Source organism: Klebsiella sp. Sb-30 (assembly GCF_057652795.1).
On record NZ_CM172749.1, the window covers coordinates 4,890,823 to 4,915,191 of the forward strand.

At 56.2% G+C, this 24,369-nt stretch carries 25 protein-coding genes; 5 read left to right on the forward strand and 20 right to left on the reverse strand.

Annotation, left to right across the window (positions count from 1 at the left end):
• Positions 1–42: 42 nt before the first annotated feature.
• Genes AC236I_RS22845 through ulaA form a run of 6 tightly spaced genes read right to left on the reverse strand, consistent with a single transcriptional unit; the run spans position 43 to position 4,451 of the window.
• Complete coding sequence (locus AC236I_RS22845) at positions 43–729, reverse strand: L-ribulose-5-phosphate 4-epimerase (RefSeq protein ID WP_004857111.1); 687 nt, start codon at positions 727–729, stop codon at positions 43–45.
• Complete coding sequence (locus AC236I_RS22850) at positions 729–1,583, reverse strand: L-ribulose-5-phosphate 3-epimerase (protein ID WP_044349736.1); 855 nt, start codon at positions 1,581–1,583, stop codon at positions 729–731. Before AC236I_RS22850 ends, AC236I_RS22845 begins: the two co-directional genes overlap by 1 nt.
• A 9-nt stretch (positions 1,584–1,592) precedes the next feature.
• Entirely contained in the window at positions 1,593–2,243 is a 651-nt protein-coding gene (gene ulaD / locus AC236I_RS22855) for a 3-keto-L-gulonate-6-phosphate decarboxylase UlaD (protein WP_015585320.1), read from the reverse strand.
• Between the two features lie 12 nt (positions 2,244–2,255).
• Complete coding sequence (gene ulaC, locus AC236I_RS22860) at positions 2,256–2,723, reverse strand: PTS ascorbate transporter subunit IIA (RefSeq protein WP_015585321.1); 468 nt, start codon at positions 2,721–2,723, stop codon at positions 2,256–2,258.
• Positions 2,724–2,732: 9 nt separating this feature from the next.
• Positions 2,733–3,038 (reverse strand): PTS ascorbate transporter subunit IIB, encoded by a 306-nt coding sequence (gene ulaB, locus AC236I_RS22865; protein WP_004857097.1) that lies wholly within the window; start codon positions 3,036–3,038, stop codon positions 2,733–2,735.
• Between the two features lie 12 nt (positions 3,039–3,050).
• Complete coding sequence (gene ulaA, locus AC236I_RS22870; RefSeq protein WP_004857096.1) at positions 3,051–4,451, reverse strand: PTS ascorbate transporter subunit IIC; 1,401 nt, start codon at positions 4,449–4,451, stop codon at positions 3,051–3,053.
• A 365-nt stretch (positions 4,452–4,816) separates the two neighbouring features.
• Here ulaA and ulaG point away from each other — a divergent pair, with 365 nt between their 5' ends.
• Together ulaG and ulaR are read left to right on the forward strand one after the other, a co-directional pair.
• Positions 4,817–5,881, forward strand: a complete 1,065-nt coding sequence (gene ulaG / locus AC236I_RS22875; protein WP_015585323.1) for an L-ascorbate 6-phosphate lactonase — start codon at positions 4,817–4,819, stop codon at positions 5,879–5,881.
• A gap of 117 nt (positions 5,882–5,998) precedes the next feature.
• A complete protein-coding gene (gene ulaR, locus AC236I_RS22880) occupies positions 5,999–6,754 on the forward strand; it encodes an HTH-type transcriptional regulator UlaR (RefSeq protein WP_004128109.1) in 756 nt (251 codons plus the stop codon).
• Here the strand turns inward: ulaR and yjfP are convergent.
• Positions 6,751–7,467 (reverse strand): esterase, encoded by a 717-nt coding sequence (yjfP, locus tag AC236I_RS22885; protein WP_064359455.1) that lies wholly within the window; start codon positions 7,465–7,467, stop codon positions 6,751–6,753. The two genes, ulaR and yjfP, sit on opposite strands and share 4 nt — an antisense overlap.
• 209 nt (positions 7,468–7,676) lie before the next feature.
• On the opposite strand from yjfP, the gene bsmA reads away from it, so the two are divergent.
• Together bsmA and yjfN are read left to right on the forward strand one after the other, a co-directional pair.
• Positions 7,677–7,985 (forward strand): biofilm peroxide resistance protein BsmA, encoded by a 309-nt coding sequence (gene bsmA / locus AC236I_RS22890; protein WP_004857084.1) that lies wholly within the window; start codon positions 7,677–7,679, stop codon positions 7,983–7,985.
• 141 nt (positions 7,986–8,126) lie between these two features.
• On the forward strand, positions 8,127–8,402 hold the full coding sequence (gene yjfN / locus AC236I_RS22895; protein ID WP_004857081.1) for a DUF1471 family protease activator YjfN: 276 nt from the start codon (positions 8,127–8,129) through the stop codon (positions 8,400–8,402).
• On the opposite strand, the gene AC236I_RS22900 is transcribed toward yjfN, so the two are convergent.
• Complete coding sequence (locus AC236I_RS22900) at positions 8,393–10,030, reverse strand: isovaleryl-CoA dehydrogenase (protein WP_004857079.1); 1,638 nt, start codon at positions 10,028–10,030, stop codon at positions 8,393–8,395. The two genes, yjfN and AC236I_RS22900, sit on opposite strands and share 10 nt — an antisense overlap.
• A 196-nt stretch (positions 10,031–10,226) precedes the next feature.
• Here AC236I_RS22900 and AC236I_RS22905 point away from each other — a divergent pair, with 196 nt between their 5' ends.
• Entirely contained in the window at positions 10,227–11,525 is a 1,299-nt protein-coding gene (locus AC236I_RS22905; protein WP_004857076.1) for an MFS transporter, read from the forward strand.
• Positions 11,526–11,606: 81 nt separating this feature from the next.
• On the opposite strand, the gene rlmB is transcribed toward AC236I_RS22905, so the two are convergent.
• The 12 genes from rlmB to hflK all read right to left on the reverse strand — a co-directional run bounded on the left by rlmB (position 11,607) and on the right by hflK (position 24,363).
• On the reverse strand, positions 11,607–12,338 hold the full coding sequence (gene rlmB, locus AC236I_RS22910; RefSeq protein WP_004857074.1) for a 23S rRNA (guanosine(2251)-2'-O)-methyltransferase RlmB: 732 nt from the start codon (positions 12,336–12,338) through the stop codon (positions 11,607–11,609).
• A gap of 133 nt (positions 12,339–12,471) precedes the next feature.
• Complete coding sequence (locus AC236I_RS22915) at positions 12,472–13,248, reverse strand: ABC transporter ATP-binding protein (RefSeq protein ID WP_004857070.1); 777 nt, start codon at positions 13,246–13,248, stop codon at positions 12,472–12,474.
• Entirely contained in the window at positions 13,248–14,018 is a 771-nt protein-coding gene (locus AC236I_RS22920; RefSeq protein ID WP_004857068.1) for an ABC transporter permease, read from the reverse strand. Before AC236I_RS22920 ends, AC236I_RS22915 begins: the two co-directional genes overlap by 1 nt.
• Positions 14,015–15,022, reverse strand: a complete 1,008-nt coding sequence (locus AC236I_RS22925; protein WP_077266794.1) for a taurine ABC transporter substrate-binding protein — start codon at positions 15,020–15,022, stop codon at positions 14,015–14,017. Before AC236I_RS22925 ends, AC236I_RS22920 begins: the two co-directional genes overlap by 4 nt.
• A gap of 74 nt (positions 15,023–15,096) precedes the next feature.
• Entirely contained in the window at positions 15,097–15,804 is a 708-nt protein-coding gene (cuyB, locus tag AC236I_RS22930; protein WP_487608650.1) for a cysteate racemase, read from the reverse strand.
• A complete protein-coding gene (gene cuyA, locus AC236I_RS22935; protein ID WP_004857057.1) occupies positions 15,797–16,813 on the reverse strand; it encodes a D-cysteate sulfo-lyase in 1,017 nt (338 codons plus the stop codon). Before cuyA ends, cuyB begins: the two co-directional genes overlap by 8 nt.
• 321 nt (positions 16,814–17,134) lie before the next feature.
• Positions 17,135–19,591, reverse strand: a complete 2,457-nt coding sequence (gene rnr, locus AC236I_RS22940) for a ribonuclease R (protein ID WP_316933837.1) — start codon at positions 19,589–19,591, stop codon at positions 17,135–17,137.
• Positions 19,592–19,629: 38 nt separating this feature from the next.
• A complete protein-coding gene (gene nsrR, locus AC236I_RS22945; RefSeq protein ID WP_004857051.1) occupies positions 19,630–20,055 on the reverse strand; it encodes a nitric oxide-sensing transcriptional repressor NsrR in 426 nt (141 codons plus the stop codon).
• 227 nt (positions 20,056–20,282) lie between these two features.
• On the reverse strand, positions 20,283–21,581 hold the full coding sequence (locus tag AC236I_RS22950; RefSeq protein ID WP_004857049.1) for an adenylosuccinate synthase: 1,299 nt from the start codon (positions 21,579–21,581) through the stop codon (positions 20,283–20,285).
• Between the two features lie 102 nt (positions 21,582–21,683).
• On the reverse strand, positions 21,684–21,881 hold the full coding sequence (locus AC236I_RS22955) for a DUF2065 domain-containing protein (protein ID WP_004857046.1): 198 nt from the start codon (positions 21,879–21,881) through the stop codon (positions 21,684–21,686).
• Between the two features lie 218 nt (positions 21,882–22,099).
• Positions 22,100–23,104 (reverse strand): protease modulator HflC, encoded by a 1,005-nt coding sequence (hflC, locus tag AC236I_RS22960; RefSeq protein WP_004857043.1) that lies wholly within the window; start codon positions 23,102–23,104, stop codon positions 22,100–22,102.
• Between the two features lie 2 nt (positions 23,105–23,106).
• A complete protein-coding gene (hflK, locus tag AC236I_RS22965) occupies positions 23,107–24,363 on the reverse strand; it encodes an FtsH protease activity modulator HflK (protein WP_004857040.1) in 1,257 nt (418 codons plus the stop codon).
• Positions 24,364–24,369 lie beyond the last annotated feature (6 nt).

Genomic DNA, 24,369 nt, shown 5'->3' on the forward strand with positions numbered 1-24,369 from the left:
GGTTAATTCATCATCAAGATGAATGGCTCCGGAGCACATGACTTACTTTTGCCCGTAATAGGCATTTGGTCCGTGCTTTCGCATAAAGTGTTTGTCCATCAGCCAGCTATCGATCGGCTTGAGCAGCGGATTGATTCCGCGAGCAATCCACGCCATCCGCGCCACTTCTTCCATCACCACCGCGTTATGCACCGCATCGTGCGCATCTTTACCCCAGGTAAAAGGTCCGTGTTGATACACCACAATCCCCGGCGTAAGGAGCGGGTCTATCTCGCCCAGCGTTTCGATGATCACGAGCCCGGTGTTCAGTTCATAAGCCTCTTCGACTTCCCGCGGGCTCAACGCCCTGGTGCAGGGGATATCGCCAAAGAAGTAGTCTGCGTGGGTCGTTCCCAGCGCGGGAATGGCCAGCCCGGCCTGCGCCCAGGCCGTCGCGTGTGTCGAGTGGGTATGCACCACGCCGCCAAGGCTCGGATAGCGGCGATAGAGCGCAAGATGGGTGGCGGTATCGGAAGAAGGACGATACCGTCCTTCCACCACGTTACCCTGCAGATCCACAACCACCATATCGTTCACTTTCATCGTCTCATAGGCCACACCGCCAGGCTTAATTACCACCAGCCCGCGTTCGCGATCGATCGCGCTAACGTTACCCCAGGTAAAGGTCACCAGGCCGTAGCGCGGTAAATCCATGTTGGCTTCAAAAACCTGCTGCTTAATTTTTTGCATTATGCCGCCTCCACCAGCCCGGCACTGGCCATCCGCGCCATCACCCAATCGCGGGCTTTCGCCACCTCAGCTGCCGGATCGTCGGTCGTTTCGCTCCACATTTCAATCAGGTAGGGTCCGCAGTAGCCGGTTTGTTTGAGCGTTTCAAAGCAACGCTCGAAATCAACGACCCCTTCACCAAACGGGACGTTTTTAAAGACGCCGGGTTTAGTATCCTTCACATGTACCGCCACGATATGACCCATCCCGGCCTGTAGCTCCATCTGCACATCGTTATCCCATGCTGACAGGTTGCCGATATCCGGATAGAGCTGGAACCACGGATTATTCAGGTAGTGTGCGTAGCCCAGCGCCTTACTGATCGAGTTCATCAGCGGGTAATCCATAATCTCCATCGCCAGCGTCACCTGCGCGCGGCTCGCCATTTCGACGCTCTCTTTCAGGCCATCCCGGAAACGACGGCGCGTCTCGTTGTTGGCTTCCTGGTAGTAAACGTCATAACCCGCAAGCTGAATCACCCGAATGCCTACATCCTGCGCCAGCTGAATGGCTTTGCGCATAATCTCCAGCCCCTGCGCCCGTACCGCGTCATCTTCGCTACCAAGCGGGAAGCGCCGGTGGGCGCTGAGGCACATAGAGGGCACCCGTACCCCGGTTTCAGCAATCGCATTGACTAGCTCCAGGCGCTGCTCCCGGCTCCAGTCAAGCCGTTCCAGCCGAGCGTCAGTTTCATCCACCGACATTTCGACAAAGTCAAAACCGAGTTTTTTCGCCAGTCGCAAGCGATCCAGCCAGCGTCCCCCCGCAGGGAGCGCCTTTTCATAGATGCCGAGCGGAATTTTTTTCGACAACATAACCGCTCCTTAGCCCCATAGCTGGGCAATAGAACGTTTAAACTGCCGTGCAGCTTCTACCGGGGAAGCAGCGTCGCGAATGCTGCGACCGGCAATAAAGACGTGAATCGGAATACCCTGGAACAGCGGCAGATCTTCCAGCGCCAGGCCGCCGGTAACGGTGACTTTAAAGCCCATGTCGGACAAGCGCTTGATGGCGCTGATATCCGCCTCCCCCCACGCTACGCCAGCGGCCTGCGCATCGCGGCTACGGTGATAAACCACTTGTTGAATGCCCGCATCGCGCCATTCCTGCGCCTGCTCCCAGGTCCAGTAGCCGGTTAGTTCGATCTGTACATCACCGTTAAATTCTTTCGCCACATCCAGCGCACCTTTGGTGGTGTTGATATCTGCACAGCAGATAACAGTCACCCAGTCGGCATGCGCTTCAAAGCACATCCGAGAGAGAATTTTGCCGGCATCGGCAATTTTGGCGTCCGCCAGCACGATTTTGTGGGGATAGAGTGCTTTCAGGTCGCGCACGGCGCGTACGCCCTCGGCAATACAAAGAATGGTGCCAACTTCAATAATATCCACTTCATCGGCAATCAGGCGTGTCGTTTCATACGCGGAAGACATTGATTGATTATCCAGCGCAACCTGCAACATAGGTAATGACATTTGATGCTCCTTTTAGAAGGCCGCCGTCGTGGCGTTATCAATTAAATTCAGTACTTCCTGCACGGTGCGGCAGGCACGTAAACGGTCGAAATTCGCTTCATCGTCAAACAGATTGACGATCTGCATGATGCCCACCTCCTGATGGGTATTGGCATCAACGGCCGCCATGGTGATCAGGATGTCGACCGGGTCGTTATCCTCATGGTTGAAAGCCAGCGGCTTCCTCAGCGTCACCAGCGCAAAGCCCGTTTTCTTAACCCCCTCTTCCGGTCGTCCGTGCGGCATCGCCAGACCGGGCGCAATCACAAAGTAGGGCCCATGCTGGGCAACGCCATCCAGAATGGCCTGGTAGTAGCGCGGCTCAACCACGTCAGCCTTCACCAATAAATCAACGCTTAGCTTTACGGCTTCCTGCCAGGTACTGGCATCTGCCTGCAAAAGAATGGAGTTATTCTCGACAAGCGAATCACGTAATTTCATTTGGCGTCCTTACTTCACATCCTGTGGGAAATGTTCTTTGATCACTTCCAGCAGTTTTGGGCCAAAATCCGCAGGCGATAGCATGTTGCGCACGCCGACCACGTATTTGTTGCCGGAGACAGTAATCTCCCCGGCAATATGAGTAGAGGCGATGATGATATCCGCGCCGCTTAATTCACTTTTGTATTCACCCACCGCGCAACTGTTCACTGAGTGATCAATATTTGATTGAGTCAAAAACTGGTCCACTTTCATCTTCATGATCATGGAACTTCCTTGCCCGTTGCCACATACAGCCAGAATACGTACGGTCATAGTCAAAACTCCTTATTGAGCAGAAGCATCTGCCAGTTGTTTTTCCGCGTCCTCTTCAGCACGCAGCGTGCGTCCTGCGAAGAACATATAGGCCAGTGCAATAATGATGATGACGGCCATAAACGCGATACCGATAGAGGCAAAGCCCTGCATCATCGGCGGCGCCAGAATTGACCAGTCCGCCATGCCCATCCAGGCGCTCATACCGGTGAGCTTCACCGCCCACACGCAGCCGAAAATTTCAATCATCCCCATCACCAGACAAATCTTGAGCGCCGCGCGCCAGCCGCCAAAGTGGTTCGCAAAGACGCCGATAGTCGCGTTCGAGAAGAACATCGGAATAAAGCCCGGAATAATCAGGATGGAAGAGCCGAAGCCCACCAGGATAGCGACAGCGATAAGCTGGCCAATGGTGCCCCACATAAAGCCCCAGACAACGGCGTTCGGCGCAAAGCTATAAATCGCCGCACAGTCAATCGCCAGCACGGCACCGGGGATCAGGCGTTGGGAGATCCCGTTGAACGCCTCGGAAAGTTCGGCGACGAACATACGCACGCCCTGAGTGATAATAAAAATAGCGACGGCGAACGAAAAACCAGTTTGCAGGATATACACCGTCCAGTGAGTTTTTCCCGCCATCGCCTGGACGGTGTCGATGCCGAAGGAGAGCAGGATCGCACCAAAGAAAATGGTCATTACAATAGCCGTGGAAACGATGTTGTCGTGGAAAATGTTCAGCCAGCCTGGCAGCTTAAGATCTTCAACGCTCTCTTCTTTTTTCCCCAGATAAGGTGCGACCTTATAAGCAATCCATGAGGCGAACTGCTGCTGATGTCCGATGGAGAATCCGCAGCCGTCGGTAACTTCCTGGGTCGGCTTGTACATCATGTTGGAGGTAATGCCCCAATAGAGAGACACCAGTACCGCCGTGCAGATAATAGTCGTCCACATCGGATACCCGAAGATATAGAAAGAGACGGCAATCAGCCCCGCCTGCTGGAACATGATGTGCCCGGTCAGCATGATGGTGCGAATACCGGTAATGCGCCGCAGCAATACGTAACAAATATTCAGCGCCAGAGCTAACAGCACGGCATAGCCCACCCAGCTGTAGGCCTCCCCCATCCGCTCAATGGTCGCCATCATAGAGGCATAGGTATCGGAGATAGCACCGTTGATGCCGTAAACCTCAGACATTTTCGCGACGACGGGTTTAAAGGTACTGGTCAGAATGCCGGACCCTGCCTGCAACAACATAAAACCGATAATCGTTTTAATCGTACCTTTTACAATCACGCTGGCGCTTTTACGCAGCAGGATATAGCCCAGGCACGTCACGATCCCCAGCAGCAGAGGGGCGTTGGTCATCACCTGATTAAAGAAAACGGTAAAGATGTTGTAGAGAATCTCCATAACACACTCCAGAAGGTGGAATCTCTGAACGCACGCTACGCCCAGGGTTTGTTGTTGCAATCACTCTAATAATCAAAAGTAATCACAACAAGATTATATTTGATTAAGTGTGACACACGCCGCAAATAATCATCCAAACCGTTACCGTATTAATTCTCATTTTCTAAAATCACAAAATAATCAATATAAATCAATTAAATGATGACATTAAGGCATCATGAAACAAGCATTTACCTCCCATTCACCTACCAAAAACATCTCGTAGATGGCGAAATGCAGGATTGCAATCCTGAAAAAATGGTGCCAGTATTTATCAAAATGAATCAACAAATGATTTCTTTTGACAAAACGTGAGGTAAAAATCAATGAGTAAAGTACAAACCATCACCCGCGAGTCATGGATCCTGAATACTTTTCCAGAGTGGGGCAGCTGGCTGAATGAAGAAATTGAACAAGAGCAGGTTGCGCCTGGCACTTTTGCTATGTGGTGGTTGGGTTGTACGGGCATCTGGCTGAAATCCGAAGGCGGAGCCAATATCTGCGTCGATTTCTGGTGCGGTACCGGCAAACAAAGCCACGGGAACCCACTGATGAAAGCAGGCCATCAGATGCAGCGTATGGCAGGCGTTAAGAAGCTCCAGCCAAACCTGCGTACCACTCCGTTTGTACTGGATCCCTTCGCTATTCGCCAGATTGATGCGGTGCTGTCCACACACGATCATAACGATCACATTGATGTAAACGTTGCTGCCGCCGTCATGCAAAACTGTGCGGATGACGTGCCGTTTATCGGCCCGCAAACCTGCGTCGATCTGTGGATTGGCTGGGGCGTCCCGAAAGAGCGCTGCATCGTGATGAAACCGGGCGATGTCGTAAAAATAAAAGATGTTGAAATCCACGCGCTCGACGCTTTTGACCGTACCGCCCTGATAACCTTACCTGCGGCTCAAAAAGCGGCTGGCGTGCTGCCGGACGGAATGGATGAGCGCGCGGTAAACTACTTGTTCAAAACGCCGGGCGGCAATCTGTATCATAGCGGCGATTCTCACTACTCCAACTACTATGCGAAACACGGTAACGAACACCAGATCGACGTGGCGCTGGGGTCCTATGGCGAGAACCCGCGTGGTATCACCGACAAAATGACCAGCGCCGATATCCTGCGCATGGCCGAGTCTCTGAACACCAAAGTAGTCATCCCGTTCCATCACGATATCTGGTCAAATTTCCAGGCTGATCCGCAGGAAATACGCGTTCTGTGGGAGATGAAGAAAGACCGCCTGAAGTATGGCTTTAAGCCTTTCATCTGGCAGGTGGGTGGGAAATTCACCTGGCCACTGGATAAAGACAACTTCGAATACCACTATCCGCGCGGATTCGACGACTGCTTTACCATGGAACCGGACCTGCCTTTCAAGTCATTCCTGTAAGATTCATCCGGCGAGCGGAAGTCCTTGCCCCCTCGCCGGAAATTATCCCGTCAGCATTAGTATTTTCACCTGATTTCAAATATCATCTTTGCTTATCACTTTTAATCGGATTTGCTCATGACGGAAGCGCAAAGACATCAAATTTTACTGGATTTGCTGGCACAAACGGGATTTGTCACCGTGGAGCAGGTGATTTCCCGGCTGGGAATTTCTCCGGCAACGGCACGACGCGATATCAATAAACTCGACGAAAGCGGTAAGCTGAAAAAAGTCCGCAATGGCGCTGAAGCCATCAGCGAGCAGCGCCCGCGCTGGTCGCCGATGAACATTCACCAGGCCCAAAACCACGACGAGAAAGTACGCATTGCGCGGGCGGCTTCGCAACTGGTTAACCCGGGCGAAAGCATCGTCATCAACTGCGGCTCTACCGCATTCCTGCTGGGGCAAGAGCTGTGCGGTAAGCCAGTACAGATCATTACTAACTATCTGCCGCTGGCCAATTACCTGATCGACCAGGAACACGACAGCGTCATCATTATGGGTGGACAGTATAACCGTAGCCACTCCATCACCTTGAGCCCGCAGGGCAGTGAAAATAGCCTGTATGCCGGGCACTGGATGTTCACCAGCGGCAAAGGGCTGACCGCCGAAGGGCTATATAAAACCGATATGCTTACCGCGATGGCCGAGCAAAAAATGCTTAACGTCGTTGGCAAACTCGCGGTGCTGGTAGATAGCAGCAAAGTTGGCGAACGCGCCGGAATGCTGTTCAGCCAGGCCGGGCAAATCGACCTGGTGATTACCGGAAAACAGGCGGATGAAGCGATCCTCAAGCAGCTTGAGGATCAGGGTGTTCAGGTCATTCGCGTTTAAAGGCTGCGCTGAAAAAATGCCACCGTCGCCGCTAACGCCTCCGGCGTTATCCGGTGGCGAACCCCTTTTTGCCAGATGCAGGTCAGGTGAGTATCCAGATCGTTTTGCCGCAGCGCCTGCTGGAGCCTGAAGGTACCTTCAGGCGGCACCACGTCATCTTCCTCGCCGTGCCAGAGCAATAGCGGTCTGTTGGCCAGCGTGCTGAGCTGCTGAGTGACATCCCACTCAGCCAACCGTTCGGCACTGACGGCAGGCGAAGGGAACAGGCTCTGCGAGAGCCGGGTAAAATAGCCGGAGCCCATCAGACAAGCCACGCTTTTTAGTTCCGGATGGTGGGTCATTATTCCCAGCGCCGTCATGCCGCCCATTGATGCCCCGGCGACCGCCAGACGATCCCCTTCAACCCAGCCCTGCCCGATAACCGCCTCGCGCAAGGCCGGAAACTCGGCAAAATTTTGCAGTAAAATCGGCCAGAAGCGCTGCATTCGTCCGCGATCATCGCCATCGTAACGTGCGCCATGCTCTGGCGCATCGGGCATAATGACCCGAAAACCGGCTTCCGCCAGCGCTACGGCGAAGTAGCTGTACACCAGCTTTGAGGAGGTAAAGCCGTGATAAAAGATGATGCAGGGCAATGGCTTATCCAGTGCATACTGCGGGCAGGCATGTAGCACTTCGCCCCCCGCCAGACGACGTATTTCGAGAGCAATCATTGACCATCTCCTTTCACTAAAATGAGGGTATGTCATAGGCTGACATATTCAGCAAGAAACCAGGTTCGCCATGATTCATAATGTTGAGAACTCGGTTACGCTTTCACGATATTTTCATTCGAAAATCGCGTCAGAGATAACACTTCGGGAACATTCCCCGGAAATGACATTCAGGCTACCACTACACTATGACTATCAGGAAACGAGATATGGTTATGCGCAGGTTAACACCGTGGTTTCTGGCTATCGCACTGAGCGGTTGTAGTGCCCTGCAAGGGACGCCAGAAGCGCCACCACCCGCAACCGACCATCCGCAAGAGATTCACCGTAACCAGACGACAGGGCTACAAAAAATGGGGACGGTGAGCGTGTTGATGTACGGTTCGCCGATGGATGTCGAAGCGGCGTTGAAAGCGAAGGCAGAAACGGCTAAAGCGGATTACTACGTCATCATCATGATTGATGACACCATGGTTCCCGGCCAGTGGTATTCGCAAGCGATTCTGTACCGTAAATAGCGGTACACCGTCTTTTAGCCAGCTTTACACTGCTTTGCGTCCATTCACGTTCTCCTGTGCATAATAACGTTCGGCCAGCCAACCTGGCAGGACGTTAGCAACGGACTGCCCTCGGGACTACGTGAAATGGAGCTGACGACGATGAAACGATCTTTTACCCTACCCGCTCTGCTGCTGACCACAGCGACAGCAAACACCTGCGCACAGTCAGCGGAATTCGCCAGCGCGGACTGCGTCACCGGCCTCAATGAAATTGGCCTGATCTCGGTCAATAATATTGCCGGCAGCCAGCAGGACGTCGAGCATGCCATCGCCGTAAAGGCCGATGAACAAGGCGCATCGTGGTATCGCATCGTACAGATGTACGAGGAGCAGCAGCCGGATAACTGGCGAGTCCAGGCCATTCTTTACGCCTGAGGCGCCTGACGTCCACGCCCCATCGCACGTAGCAGTAAATCCTCCAGCGTCGGCTCATCCAGCCGCATACCGCCGCGCGTGTCGAGCATCATGCGACACCAGGCCTCCGCCAGCGGCGGCGAGGCGTAGCGTAGCATCTGCGCACCGACGCCGAGCATATAAACCCGGCGGGCTATCTCTCTACCCTGCTCTTCCGCAGGCCGCCGTAGCAGCTGGTGCAACTGCCGCCACGTACGGTCGAAATGGCGATTCTGCCCCTTCACCTCTGCGCACTCCGCCGCCAGCAGCTCCAGCGCCGCCGGATGTTTACCGAGTACCCGCATCACGTCCAGACACATGATATTGCCTGAGCCTTCCCAGATACTATTGACCGGCATCTCACGATACAGGCGCGGCAGCTCGCTCTCTTCACAGTAGCCAATCCCGCCCAGCACCTCCATCGCCTCTGCGACGAACGGAATCCCGGATTTGCAGATGGCAAACTTCGCCGCCGGCGTAAATAAGCGTGCCCAGAGGACCTCTCTGGCGTCATCACGGCTATCCCACGCCCGCGCCAGACGGAATAGAAAGGCGGTCTGCCCTTCAAGGCGCAGCGCCATCTGGCCCAGCACCTGACGCATCATCGGCTGATCGACCAGATTCTTACCGAATGCCTGGCGCTGCAGCGCGTGATAGAGCGCCACCGAATAGGCCCGACGCATTAAGGCGTGGCTGCCGAGCGCGCAGTCGAAACGGGTGAGCCCGCCCATTTTGAGGATTTGCCGAACGCCATCGCCCTCTTCACCCACCAGCCAGCCGCAGGCTTCAACGAATTCGACTTCGCTGCTGGCATTCGAGCGGTTGCCGAGCTTATCTTTCAGCCGCTCCAGATGCAGCGCATTGCGCTGACCGTCGGGAAGCAGACGGGGCACGAAAAAGCAGGAGAGACCTTCCGGCGCCTGAGCGAGAACCAGGTGCGCATCGCTTTGCGGAACCGAGAAAAACCATTTGTGACCGACCAGATGATAAAAACCTTCGGCAGTTTTTTCCGCCCGGGTGGTATTGATCAGGACATCAGATCCCCCCTGCTTTTCCGTCATCCCCATGCCAATTAGCACCCCACGTTTCTGAGCGCCCGGCGCCAGATGCGGATCGTAGCGGTCGCTCAGCAAGGGGGGCAGCCAGTCGCTAAAAGGTGTGGGTAGCGCCTGCTGTAACAGTGGCGTAGCCGCAAAGGTCATGGTGACCGGACACAGCGTCCCCGCTTCCACCTGCGCATGCAGCATAAAGCGGGCGGCGCGCGCGACAAAGGCGCCTGCGCGGGCTTCCTCCTGCCAGGCAAGGTTATGTACCCGGTTGGCACACAGCCCCTGCATCAACAAGTGCCAGGCAGGGTGAAACCGGACATCATCAAGCCGGCTACCGGTCGCATCGTAGCGCAGCAGCTCCGGCGGATTACTGTTCGCCAGTCTCCCCAGCTCCAGCGACTCCGCCGCCCCCAGCTGTTGGCCGATACTGGCCAGTAAATCACTGTCCCATCCGGCCCCTTCGCGCGTTACGGCTTCACGCAGCGCACTATCCGACAGAAATAAATTGCTGTTCATCAGCGGCGCAGGCTGATTGAACACGGTATGCGTTTGCCAGGCCATACTGTCTCCTTGCGTCATTGGCATTACTATTCAGTATGGCTACCCTCACCGGACATCGCCCGCGAGTCCGGTCACAAATAAACCATCTGCCCCTTCGTGAAGCCCATCACAGCCACAAGAATTTTAAATTTCATAATAGGAAATGTATGGAATAGTTTATTCATTTGTAACTTTTTTGCTCATATCAGGATGATTTATGCAGACCGTAACAACCACAATGGGCGCGCATAAACGCGCGCTGATCGCCGGCTCTATCGGCAACTTTATTGAATGGTACGAGTTCGCGGTATATGGCTTTCTGGCGACGGTTATCGCCCGCAACTTCTTTCAGCTTGCAGGGGAAGCGCCGCTGACCGGCCTGATCCTGACCTACGCGTCGTTCGCGATCGCTTTCTTCTTCCGCCCGTTAGGCGCCATTATTTTTGGTCGGATCGGCGATCGTATTGGCCGTAAGCCCACGCTGATTATCGTGCTGGTAATGATGACCCTGGCGACGACAGCCATTGGCCTGGTGCCGGTTTATGCCAGTATCGGGATTGCCGCACCGCTGATTCTGACGGGACTGCGCATTCTTCAGGGCCTGTTTGCCGGCGGTGAGTATGGCGGCGCGGTATCGCTGATGACCGAGTTCGCCCCACGCGGCAAACGCGGGCTGTATGGCGCCTGGCAATCGTTTACCGTGGCATTAGGGCTGCTGGCGGGGGCGGGCATCGTGGCGTTGATTTCAGTCGTTCTGAGCCCGGAGGAGCTGTACGCCTGGGGCTGGCGCCTGCCCTTCTTCCTCGCCATACCGATGGGTGGCGTGGCGCTCTGGCTACGGGTGAAGATGGAAGAGACGCCGGGCTTTCTCCGTCAGCAGAAGCAGCAACAACAGTATCCGCAGCCCACGGCGAACGTCGGCCAGACGCTGAAGGCCATTCTGACCGGCATTGGCCGCCTGATGGTCTGGTCCGCTGCGGGGTACACCTATCTGGTGATTATGCCCGCCTATCTGCAATCCTCGCTGCATACCGGTTTTAATCAGGCATTGCTGATTGCGGTGATCTCCAATATTGGTTTCGCCATGACGATTCTGCCCGCCGGGATACTTAGCGATAAATGGGGACGCCGCAACGTGATGGTGGTTGCCGCCGTGCTGCTGCTCATTCTGGCGCTCCCGCTGCTGAAAATTCTGCAGGCGGAATCCAGCACGCTGCTGGTAAAAGCGCTGGTCGTGTTGGTGGCCGGGGGATTAGTCGGCATGCTGGCGGGCCCAGGACCCGCGATGCTGTCAGAGATGTTCCCGACCAAAGTACGTTACACCGGGCTTGGGCTGGCGTATTCACTGTCGAACGCGATTTTCTCGGGATGCGCAGGGCTGATTATCACCGGTCTGATTAAGCAGACGGGGAACCTCGATATTCCGGCTTATTACGTGATGGCAACGGCGGTGGTGAGTATTTTCGCGCTGATGACGCTGAAGAAAAACGACCATTTGCGGTCGCTGGATGAGTGACAAAATTGCCCGGCGGCGCAAGCTTGCCGGGCCTACGGTTCTGGAGGCCGGGTAAGGCGCAGTCGCCACCCGGCAAACATATCAGCTACGCTGGCGCACCGCTTCAAACAGGCAAATCCCGGTCGCGACAGAAACGTTCAATGAAGAGACGCTGCCCGCCATCGGGATACTGATTAACTCATCGCAATGTTCACGGGTCAGACGACGCATCCCTTCCCCTTCCGCCCCCATGACCAGCGCCATCGGGCCGGTCATTTTGCTCTGGAACAGGGTATGGTCCGCTTCACCCGCGGTGCCGACGATCCAGACATTCTCTTCCTGCAGCAGGCGCATGGTGCGCGCGAGGTTGGTGACGCGGATCAGCGGGACATTTTCCGCCGCGCCGCAGGCCACTTTTTTCGCGGTCGCGTTCAGCTGGGCGGAACGGTCGCGCGGTACAATCACCGCGTGTACTCCGGCGGCATCGGCGCTACGCAGGCAGGCGCCGAGGTTGTGCGGATCGGTGACGCCATCGAGGATCAGCAGGAACGGCTGCTCAAGCGAGGCAAGCAGGTCCGGGAGATCGTTCTCCTGATACTGACGTCCCGGCTTCACCCGGGCAATAATCCCCTGATGCACGGCACCTTCGCTTTTCTCGTCAAGAAACTGACGGTTAGCCACCTGAATCACCACGCCCTGCGCTTCCAGCGCATGGATCAGCGGCAGCAGGCGTTTATCCTCGCGGCCTTTCAGAATATAAACTTCCTGAAAACGCTCTGGAGCGCGCTCGAGCAGGGCCTGCACCGCGTGGATGCCGTAAATCATTTCACTCATTAAAGGTACTCATCTGGGGCGGTATGCGCCGGGTTAATTGGGCCGTGAACCACTTCACTTGCGCCTATTATAACCGACATAGCGTTCAAATCGACTCTTGTCCGATTAAACTGCCCGCCGCCGGGCGTCGCGTTTAACCTAAATGCCGTTTTGCCTCCTGGCGCACCCGGTGCAAAACGTGATGCTTAATCTCGCTGTAGCGCGGGTGTTCCGCCAGGGTTTCGATATCCCGTTCGCGGTCGAAGGGCAGGATAATCTCTTCGACAATTTTTCCCGGTTTCGCTGACATAATCAGAATGCGGTCGGCGAGAAACAGCGCCTCTTCGACATCGTGCGTCACGAACAGCAGCGTGGTGCCGGTCGAAAGCCAGGCCTCGCGCAGCAGCTCCTGCATCATCAGCCGGGTTTGCGCATCCAGCGCGCCGAATGGCTCATCCAGCAGCAGCACCTCCGGGCCGGGTAGCCAGGCGCGCGCCAGCGCCACGCGCTGTTTCATGCCGCCGGAGAGCTGCCAGGGGGCATGATGCTCAAACCCTTTCAGGCCCACGCGCCCCAGCCAGTCCAGCGCCCGCGCGTTGACCTCCTGTTTGCGGTATTTGCCCAGCCGCGGGCCAAAGGTGACGTTATCCAGCACCGACAGCCACGGGAACAGATTCGGCTGCTGGAAAATCATGCCGCGATCCGGCCCCGGCGCGCGTACCGGTTTGCCGCCCGCCGCCACACGCCCCCGGTCCGGTTGGGTAAACCCGGCCACCAGGTTGAGAATGGTAGATTTCCCGCAGCCCGAAGGGCCGAGCAGAACGACAAACTCCCCTTTATTCAGCGACAGGCTGATATCCTCAAGCACCGTGAACGGCTGCGGCCTGGCCGCAAAAGAGAGCGAGACATTTTCCAGCGTGATGGCGCTCATTATTCTTTCCCCGCCCAGGGCACAAACAGGCGCTGTAGCCCCAGCAACAATAAATCCAGCAGATAGCCAATGCCGCCCAGCAGCAGAATGCCAAGCATGACGATGTCGGTACGCAGATAGGAGCTGGCGTTAATCACCATCCAGCCCAGGCCCGAACTGGCCGCCACCATCTCCGCCGCGATCAGCGAGGTCCAGCCGATACCAATTGACAGCCTGACGGTGGTGAAGAGATCGGGGAGCGCATCCGGCAATACCACCCGCAGGAAAATTTGCTTACGCGAAGCACCGAGGGTTTGCGCCACGCGAATGCGCGAGCGGCCAATCCGCTCGACGGCGGCAGAGGCTCCGACCACCACGCTTAAAAAGGTGGCGATAAATATCAGGAAGAATTTAGAGGCTTCGCCGATCCCCAGCCAGACCACGGCCAGCGGGATCAGGGCGATTTTAGGCAATGGACGCAGGAACTGCACAAACGGGTTTAACACGGCGGCGAGGCCATCCGACAGCCCCATCAGCAGCCCCAGCGGAATGCCGATGATAATTGCGACCGCAAAGGCGCTGAGGGCGCGCGCGAGGCTCACCGCGATATGCTCCCACAGCGGCACCTGACGATAGCCATCCGCCAGCAGCTCTTCGGTGGTGAGGCCGATATCCGTCAGGGAAGGCAGCAGCAGCGGGTCGACCCACTGCCGCGTCGCCGCCACCTGCCAGACGATAAAAAAAACCGCCACCGAGACGATGCTGATAGCGATATGTTGGCTCAATCTCATTGCGCGGCTACCGCCGCTTCGCGGATATAGCGTGAATCAATCGCAGCATCCCAGTTCGCCGGAATATCGCGTTTGCGGATTTCACCAATCCCCGCGAGGAAGCCGGAGGTTTTACTCAGCGCTTTGCCGATCCCGCTATCGGAGGTTTGCGTCCCGTTACCCAGCCATGCCGCCGTCCCTTGTTGGCTCAGCGTGGGGTATTCCAGGCCGCCAAGCGTATTCGCCGCGGTGGTCACCGGGGCACCAACTTCTTTCGCCACGATAGCCGCTGCGCGCTCCGGGTCTTGCTTAAATTCGTCAACCTTTTGCTGGTGAACGCGCAGGAAGGCGGTCACCACCTGGGGATATTGCTCGGCAAAGGCTTTACGCACCACGTAGTTGTTGTAAATCAGGTAGCCATCTTTTTGCAGATCTTTGGTGGCGAAGACCTGGTGTCCGCCGGAGGACTCCAGCTCCTGGGCAAACGGCGCCCAGACGTAGCCGGCATCGATATCGCCGCGCTTCCAGGCCGCGACCATATCGGCCGGACGCAGCGGCAGCAGGGTGATCTTACTGCGATCCAGTTTGTTGACCTCGATAGCGGCTTCCAGGGCGTACTGCGCCGTCGAGTTCGGTGGATAGGCCACGCGCTTGCCTTCGATATCTTTAAGGCTGCTGATGCCCTGTTTGCCAATCAGCCGCTCATAGCTGGCAATGACGCCGGAGACGCCAATAATCTCCACCGGCAGTTTTCTGACAATCCCCGCCGCTGCCGGGCTGGATCCAAAATTAGCAATATCGATCGCATTGCTGGCGAAATAATTTAACGCATCGGCGCCAGAGGCAAACTGCACCCACTTCACTTTACTGTTTAACGCTTTATCCAGAGAGCCGTCGGCCTTCGCCAACATTAATACCTGAGAGCCGCCGCTATAAGCCACCCGGACTTCGGCCGGGGTATCGGCAAAGCTGACATTGACCCATAAACTACCCGCTGCAAGGAATAAGCAGAGAATTTTTTTCATTATATTTACCCTTCGAAAGTTCGGAAATTTCACGCCCGGATAAAGAACCGGACTCAATCATATTCAGTGAGATTTTAACGGGCTTGCCATAATTGCGAACATCGCTCGGCCAGCGCCAGGGCCGGATCGAACGTCAGGTCATTAAACGGCGCCTTCACCGCCGCAAGCGCGACGGGAACCTCGGTGCAGGCCAGAATCAGCTTTTGCGCGCCGCGTGTGAACAGCGCGTTGGCCTGGCGCACCAGCAGCTCGCCCCCCTCTTCCAGCGCACCGCGTTTGACCGCGTAACAGCCGGGGACAAACCAACGGGCCAGCTCCTGCTCCGTCGGTTCAACCACCTCCACCCCCTGCGCCGCTAGCTGGCGCTGATACCAGCCCGCCTCCAGCGTGCCTTGCGTGGCGATAATCCCCACACGCTGGGGTTTATCCGCCTGCTGCGCCAGCGCGGCTATCGCCGCATCAACGATGTGCAGAATCGGGGCATCGCTCACCTGACTGAGGGCGTCATACCAGTGATGCGCCGTATTACAAGGGATGGCGATATGGCTGGCCCCGGCCTGATTGAGTTTTTCAATACCATGGATAAGCTGCGGCAGCGGCGATGGCCCGCTTCCCGCCAGCGCCTTTTGTCGGTCCGCGATCTGCGGGACGTTCCACACCACCGAAGGGATCTGCTGCCGATCGTTCTGCGCCGGCGTGGCGTCCAGCAGGCGCCGCTGAAAGTCCAGGGTGGCGAGCGGCCCCATCCCTCCCAGCACACCAAGCAGAAACGGTTTAGTCATGGCGGGTCTGCGCCTCTAACAGCTGGCGGTAGCCGAACAGTCCGGCAGAGCCGCCGGTATGGATAAAGACCACGTTCTCATCCTGACGAAAGTGGCCCTGACGAATCAGATCGATAAGCCCGGCCATCCCTTTCGCGGAGTAGACCGGATCCAGCAGAATGCCCTCATGGCGTGCCAGCAGCGTCAGCGCTTCCAGCGTTCCCGCGGTGGGCAGACCGTAGCCCTCGCCGACGTAATCGCTATTGGCTACCACGGCGCTGCGCGGTAGCTCGCCCGCCACGCCCAGCAGGTTGAGCGTTCTCACCGCCAGATGCCAGACGTTCTCTTCCTGCTTCGCCTTCGGCGCGCGCACGCTGATGCCCAGCACCGGAACGTGGCTGTTGGTCGCCGTAAAGCCCGCCACCAGCCCTGCCTGAGTACCGGTGCTGCCCGTGGCGTGAACCACGTGATCGATGCGCAGGCGTAGCTGAGATGACTGATACAACAGCTCTTCGGCGCAGGCGACATACCCCAGCGCGCCGATAGGGTTAGAGCCGCCGCCGGGGATGATATACGGTGTGTGTCCTTGTTCACGCAGCGTGGCGGCATACTCCTCCATCGCCTGCTGCATATCGCTGCCGCCCGGCAGATGAGCAACGATCTCCCCACCCAGCAGCTCATCCAGCAACACATTGCCGGAGCGTTGATAATCCTCGCCAAAATCCGTCACCCGCTGTTCCAGCAGCGCTTTAGCCTGCAGGCCAAGACGCGCCGCGCCGGCAATGGTCTGACGGACATGGTTAGACTGCGTGGCTCCCTGGGTAATCACCACGTCCGCGTTTTTCGCCAGCGCATCCGCCAGTAAAAATTCCAGCTTGCGGGTTTTATTTCCCCCGCTCGCCAGGCCGGTCGCATCATCGCGCTTTATCCATATTTTTGGCCCGCCTAATAATTTCGACAAATTATCCAGCGGCTCAAGCGGAGTCGGGAAATGACCAAGTGACACACGGGGAAAACGGGCCAGATGCATATAGATTCCTTGCACATAAAAAGGGGGTGATGCGAAAGTAAAATCCACTATACACAGTGAGAAAATATGGCTAATCAAAAAGAATAAATAACGATTGCTGAAAACAGACTAAGCAGGAAACAGGCGGGGAAAGGAACAATATCTATTCTGTTGTGGAATGACTTACGGCAAAAAAGAATAACCCCCTCCGGCTGGAAGGGGTTATATACCCGTCATACTTCGGGCTGTCAGGACGCTGGCGCCAGGCATTTCCCCGGCCACATTGTTATCGATGTGGCCGGAGCTTCCCGGCACCCCAAATGATTGAGGGGCCGGAGGCGCTTACTCAGCGACTTTTTTCTTCGCCGCGCGCTTCGCCTTCGTCGCCGCCGCTATTTTTTGCGTCTTGGCCGACGGTTTTTTCGCGCCCTTCTCTTTCTTCGCTTTCGCTGGTTTCGGTTTGCCCTTATCACCACGGAACGCGCTGTCTGGCTCGAAGTTCACCTGTTTGCCGGCCTGACGGCGACGGCCGGACGGTTTGCCGGCATTATTGCTGGCGCCGTTAGCCTTCTTCGTCTTCTCCCGGGCGGTCTTGCCGACGTTACGCGGTCCACGCTCGCTGGAGATCAGCGAGAAGTCGATTTTACGTTCGTCCATGTTGACCGCTTCCACGCGGACTTCCACGCGATCGCCCAGACGATAAGTCTGGCCGCCCGACTCACCGATCAGACGTTGCCCGACCTGGTCGAAACGATAGTAGTCGTTATCCAGCGAGGAGACGTGCACCAGACCATCGATAAACAGTTCATCGAGACGCACGAAGAAACCAAAGCCGGTCACGCTGGCAATCACACCTTTAAAGACGTTACCCACCTGATCCAGCATAAAGTCACACTTCAGCCAGTCGGAGACTTCGCGGGTAGCTTCGTCGGCACGACGTTCGGTCATCGAACAGTGTGCCCCCAGCTGCAGCATTTCATCCATGCTGTAGTGCCAGCCGCCGGTTTCGGTACTGTTGCCTTTATGGCCCTGCTCTTTCGCCAGCAGGTACTTAATCGCACGGTGCAGCGACAGGTCCGGGTAACGACGAATCGGCGAAGTGAAGTGCGCGTAAGATTGCAGCGCCAGACCAAAGTGGCCGCGGTTTTCCGGGTCGTATATCGCCTGCTTCATCGAACGCAGCAGCATCGTTTGCAGCATTTCATGATCCGGACGATCGGCAATCGAGATCAGCAGCTCAGCGTAATCACGCGGCTCTGGTTTATTGCCGCCAGGCAGCTCCAGCCCCAGCTCCGCCAGTACGGAACGGAATGCGGTAATCGCTTCGGTGCTCGGCTTATCGTGGATACGGAACAGCGCCGGCTCCAGCGCCTTCTCAACGAAGCGTGCGGCGGAGATGTTCGCCAGAATCATGCACTCTTCGATCAGTTTGTGCGCATCGTTACGCTGCGTCTGCTCAATGCGCTCAATACGACGTTCAGCGTTAAAGATAAACTTCGCTTCTTCGCTCTCAAAGGAGATCCCGCCGCGTTCTTCACGGGCGCTATCCAGCACTTTATAAAGCGCATGCAGCTCTTCAATATGCTTCACCAGCGGCGCATAGTGCTCACGCAGCTCCTTGTCACCCTGCAGCATATGCCACACTTTGGTGTAGGTCAGACGCGCGTGTGAGCTCATCACCGCTTCATAGAACTTGTAGCCGGTCAGACGTCCCTTGGACGAAATGGTCATCTCGCAGACCATGCACAGGCGATCGACCTGCGGGTTCAGGGAACATAAGCCGTTGGAGAGGACTTCCGGCAGCATCGGTACGACCTGAGACGGGAAGTAGACCGAAGTACCGCGGCTGCGTGCTTCAGCGTCCAGCGGCGTACCAGGACGGACATAGTAGCTGACGTCGGCAATCGCCACCCACAAACGCCAGCCGCCGCCGCGTTTTTTCTCGCAGTAAACGGCGTCATCAAAGTCGCGGGCATCTTCACCATCGATAGTCACCAGCGGCAGGTCGCGCAAATCCACGCGGCCCGCTTTCGCCTCTTCCGGCACCTGCTCTTTCAGCACCGAAACCTGTTTCTCTACCGCCGGCGGCCAGGTGTAAGGGATTTCATGGGTGCGCAGCGCCATGTCAACCGCCATGCCGGTGCCCATATTGTCACCCAGCACTTCGACGATTTTACCGATCGCTTTAGTGCGTCGGGTCGGGCGTTGGGTCAGCTCCACGACCACTACGAAGCCCATTCGCGCGCCCATCACCTCTTCCGGTGGGATCAGGATGTCAAAGCTCAGACGGCTGTCGTCCGGTACGACAAAGCCCACGCCGGCATCGGTGAAATAGCGGCCGACAATCTGGCTGGTTTTTGGCACCAGAATGCGCACGACGCGCGCTTCGCGGCGACCTTTACGGTCCGCGCCCAGCGGCTGCGCGAGGATCTGATCGCCATGGATGCACATTTTCATCTGCTCGGAAGAGAGATAAAGGTCATCTTTACGCCCTTCGACCCGCAGGAAGCCATAGCCGTCGCGGTGGCCGATAACGGTGCCTTTGAGCAGGTCGAGACGCTCCGGCAATGCGTAGCACTGGCGGCGGGTAAAGACCAGCTGCCCGTCACGCTCCATGGCGCGCAGGCGGCGTCGCAGCCCCTCGAGTTGTTCTTCTCCTTCGATATTCAGTTCTGTCGCCAGCTCGTCGCGACTGGCCGGTTTTTCACGTTTTGCTAAATGATCGAGGATAAATTCCCGGCTTGGGATTGGATTCGCATACTTTTCAGCTTCGCGTTCCTGGAAAGGATCTTGTGACATGTCGGTTCCTCCGTTGTCATCTCTGATGAGAGTTTATGTCACTCCACCAGTAATAATTTATAAAGCGGTTGATTTTCTTCAACCAAATCAGCCAGCGTGTAGTTATCTAGTTCCTTGAGAAAACTTTGCGCCGCTTCAGCCAGCGCCTTTTTCAGGCGACAGGCGGGTGTAATATGGCAAAATTCGCTGCTGCAGTTGACCAGCGACAGCGGTTCCAGATCGCGGACGACATCGCCAACCCGAATGGTTTTCGCCGGCTTACCCAGGCGAATCCCCCCGTTCTTACCCCGCACGGCCATGACATAGCCAGCACGACTTAACTGATTGATTATTTTTACCATATGATTACGGGAAACGCCGTAAACCTCCGTCACTTCGGAGATACTGGTCATTCTTCCATCCGGCAACGAGGCCATATAAATCAGCGCCCGTAATCCGTAATCAGTGAAACTCGTTAACTGCACATCAACCTCAGGGTAAGGGGGAAAGCGGCATACACTCATCATTCAGGTCACTGCTGCGTTGTGCGATCGGACGCATCCTGAAAGCTTGTGTGTATTAATCCTCGGGTAAGACCGTATTGATACTGTATTGATGATAAACCAGCCAGCGCTCAGGCCGCTAATTTATTTGAAATGGGGCGGGTGAACAGCAAAAACAAGGGGCGCCTTAGCGGCGCCCCAGGGGATGATTATGCGTCAAACGGATCGCGCAGAATCATCGTCTCAGAACGGTCGGGACCGGTAGAGATGATATCAACCGGCACGCCGGTCAGCTCTTCAATGCGCGCGATATAGTTCAGCGCTGCCTGCGGCAGACCGCTGCGCGTTTTCACGCCGAAGGTGGTTTCAGACCAGCCCGGCATGGTTTCATAAATCGGCTCAATGCCTTCCCAGTTGTCAGCAGCCAGCGGAGTGGTCGTTACTTCGCGGCCGTCCGGCAGACGGTAGGCAACGCAGAGTTTCACTTCTTTCAGGCCGTCCAGAACATCCAGCTTAGTCAGGCAGAAGCCAGACAGGGAGTTGATCTGCACCGCGCGACGGATTGCAACGATGTCCAGCCAGCCGGTACGACGACGACGGCCGGTAGTGGCGCCGAACTCGTTACCCTGCTTGCACAGGAACTCGCCGATATCATCAAACAGTTCAGTCGGGAACGGACCTGCACCGACGCGAGTCGAGTAGGCTTTGATGATTCCCAGAACGTAATCCACGTAACGCGGCCCCAAACCGGAACCGGTCGCCACGCCACCCGCGGTGGTGTTAGACGAGGTCACGTACGGATAGGTACCGTGGTCGATATCCAGCAGCGTCCCCTGCGCGCCTTCGAACATCACGAAGTCGCCGCGCTTACGCGCCTGGTCCAGCAGATCGGAAACATCAACAACCATCGCCGTCAGAATGTCGGCAATCGCCATGACATCATCCAGCACTTTCTGATAGTCAACCGCTTCTGCTTTATAGAAGTTCACCAGCTGGAAGTTGTGATATTCCATCACTTCTTTCAGTTTGACAGCGAAGGTTGCTTTATCAAACAGGTCACCAACGCGCAGACCGCGGCGTGCGACTTTATCTTCGTAAGCAGGGCCGATGCCGCGACCGGTGGTACCGATAGCTTTCGCACCACGTGCTTTTTCACGCGCAACGTCCAGCGCGACATGATAATCGAGGATAAGCGGACAGGCTTCGGACAGCAGCAGACGCTCACGAACAGGGATACCACGGTCTTCCAGACCTTTCATCTCTTTCATCAGCGCAGCCGGAGACAGCACAACACCGTTACCGATGATGCTGGTGACATTCTCGCGAAGAATACCTGATGGAATAAGATGGAGGACGGTTTTTTCACCGTTGATTACGAGAGTATGGCCTGCGTTGTGACCACCCTGGTAGCGCACAACATATTTAGCCCGTTCAGTCAGGAGATCGACGATCTTCCCTTTACCTTCGTCACCCCATTGGGTGCCCAGTACGACGACGTTGTTACCCATTTTTCAAAATCACCGTTTGCTTAAAAATGGATTCTACCATCGCTTTTTCAGAGTTACAGCACTTTTTGCAGGCAATTCCAGGCAAGTCTGACCACTTTTTGATCAAGTCATCGATTTCGTCAACATGTAGTAGATGACAAACCCGGCAACCACAAGACCACCGCCAAAACGGCGTAATAAATTATCCGGCAGCTGGCTCATTGTCGCGACCATCCGACGCCAGGCGCGCGGATAAAGCAGCGGCCCGAGCCCTTCGAGTACTAAAACCAGCGCCAGTGCCAGCCAGATTGTTGCGTTCATTATTGACCCTTAGAAAGAAAGCGTCCCCACCCACAAGAGGCATCGACGGGAGAGCAATGCGGAAACAGACCTTTTGCGGCATTGTCCGGTATTTCACGTTCATTATGAACTGGTATCGTACAAAAAAGCCCATAACTTATTGTGTTACAAGTTATTTATAAACCCGCACCTATAAAAAAGGCGCCTTTCTCAAGGCGCCTTTTTACTCACAATATAACTTACTTGCGAACCGAATCCGGCGATTTCATATAGCGGAAGAAATCGCTGTCCGGGCTGAGAACCATCACGTCCTGATTGCTCTGGAAGCTATTCTCATAGGCGCGCAGACTACGGATAAAGGCATAGAAGCCCGGATCCTGGCTAAACGCATCGGCAAACAGCTTCGCGGCATCCGCATCACCTTCACCACGCATGATACGACCCTGACGTTCCGCTTCGGCCAGCGTTTTGGTGACTTCATAGTCCGCCGTTGCGCGCAGCTTCTCAGCCTCTTCCTGGCCCTGTGAACGATGGCGACGGGCAACCGCTTCACGTTCGGCGCGCATACGGTTGTAAATCGCTTCGGACACTTCAGCCGGCAGGTTGATCTGCTTGATGCGTACGTCGACAACTTCAATACCCAGCGCCGCCATACTGTTCGGGTTAATAACCGGCACCTTACCGTTGGTTTCTGCCGATACGCGCTCCGCCGCTTTAGCGATAGCATCGTCGGCCGCCGGCGTACTGACTTCGTCTTCTGTGCCCGCTGAACCGGAGTTCAACGCATCACGCACTTCCAGCGTCAGACGACCGCGGGAATCGGTCACGATATCCTTCACGTCCAGGCGACCAATTTCAGAACGCAGACGGTCAGAGAACTTACGCTTCAGCAGTACTTCGGCCTGGGAGACGTCGCCGCCGCCGGTTGCCAGGTAGTAGCGGCTGAAGTCGCTGATACGCCATTTGATGTAGGAGTCAACGATCAGGTCTTTCTTCTCTTTGGTGACAAAGCGATCGGCCTGGTTGTCCATGGTCTGAATGCGCGCATCCAGCGTTTTCACTGATTCAATAAACGGGAGCTTGAAGTGCAGACCCGGAGAATAGACCAGCGGTTTGTTTTCACTATCGCGGAGAACTTTACCAAAGCGCAGCGTAATCCCACGCTCGCCTTCTTTGACGACAAAGATCGACATGTAAAGCACTACCAGCACGATGACAATTATCGCAATAACAGATTTACGCATCGTTATTCCCCCTGACGCTGGTAGTCGTTACGCTGCGCGTTAGCGCGGCGTTGGTCCATAATGTTGCCGTCCGTGGTGGTCGGCGTGGTGCTGGCACTGCTTGAGCTGGATGCAGGCGGCAGACGCAGCAGATCGCTCGCGCCACTGCTACCGCTCTTTGCCGCCGGGGCTCCGGCGCCTTTCAGCATCTGGTCCAGAGGCAGAACCATCAGATTGCCACCCTTATCGTTCACCAGCACTTTACGGGTATGGCTCAGCACTTTTTCCATGCTTTCGATATACAGACGTTCACGGGTGATTTCCGGTGCAGCTTTATACTCAGGCAGAATCTTCGCAAAGCGCGCAACTTCACCCTGCGCTTCAAGAACGGTCTGAGTTTTGTACGCACGCGCCTCTTCAAGGATACGCTGCGCCTGACCATTGGCTCGCGGCTGAACTTCGTTGGTATAAGCTTCGGCTTCACGGATGTATTGCTGCTCGTTCTCACGCGCCGCAATTGCATCATCAAATGCCGCCTTCACTTCTTCCGGCGGACGCGCCGTCTGGAAGTTGACGTCCAGCAGGGTGATCCCCATGTTGTACGGGCGAATCGTCTCTTCCAGCTCACGCTGGGTATCGCTACGAATAACGGTACGACCTTCGGTCAAAATGCGGTCCATCGTGTACTTGCCGATCACGCCGCGCAGGGCGCTGTCAGTGGCCTGACGCAGGCTATCGTCCGCGCTGGCCACGCTAAACAGGTAGCGCTCAGGATCGGTCACACGATACTGGACGTTCATCTCAACGCGCACGACGTTTTCATCGGACGTCAGCATGACGCCAGAAGCCGCCAGTTCACGTACCGACTCAACGTTAACGGCCTGAACGTTATCGATAAAGGTTGGCTTCCAGTTAAGACCAGGCTCAACCAGATGGCTGAATTTACCAAAGCGAGTGACCACACCACGTTCAGCTTCCTTGATGGTATAGAAACCGCTGGCAGCCCAGATAATAACCGCGGCAGCCGCCACGATGCCGACAATGCGTCCGCCCATCGGGCCGCGTGGTCCCTGAGAGCTGCTACCGCTCCCCTGGCCCCCTTTGCCGCCACCGAGACCGCCAAGTTTTTTACTTAACTTGCGGAAGATATCATCCAGATCGGGCGGCCCCTGCTCGCGACCACCTTTATTGCCATTTCCCCCGGAGTTGCCGCCTTGGTTATTGCTGCTCCCCCACGGGTCGCGGTCCTGTCCGTTATTACCGGGCTGATTCCACGCCATGTATAT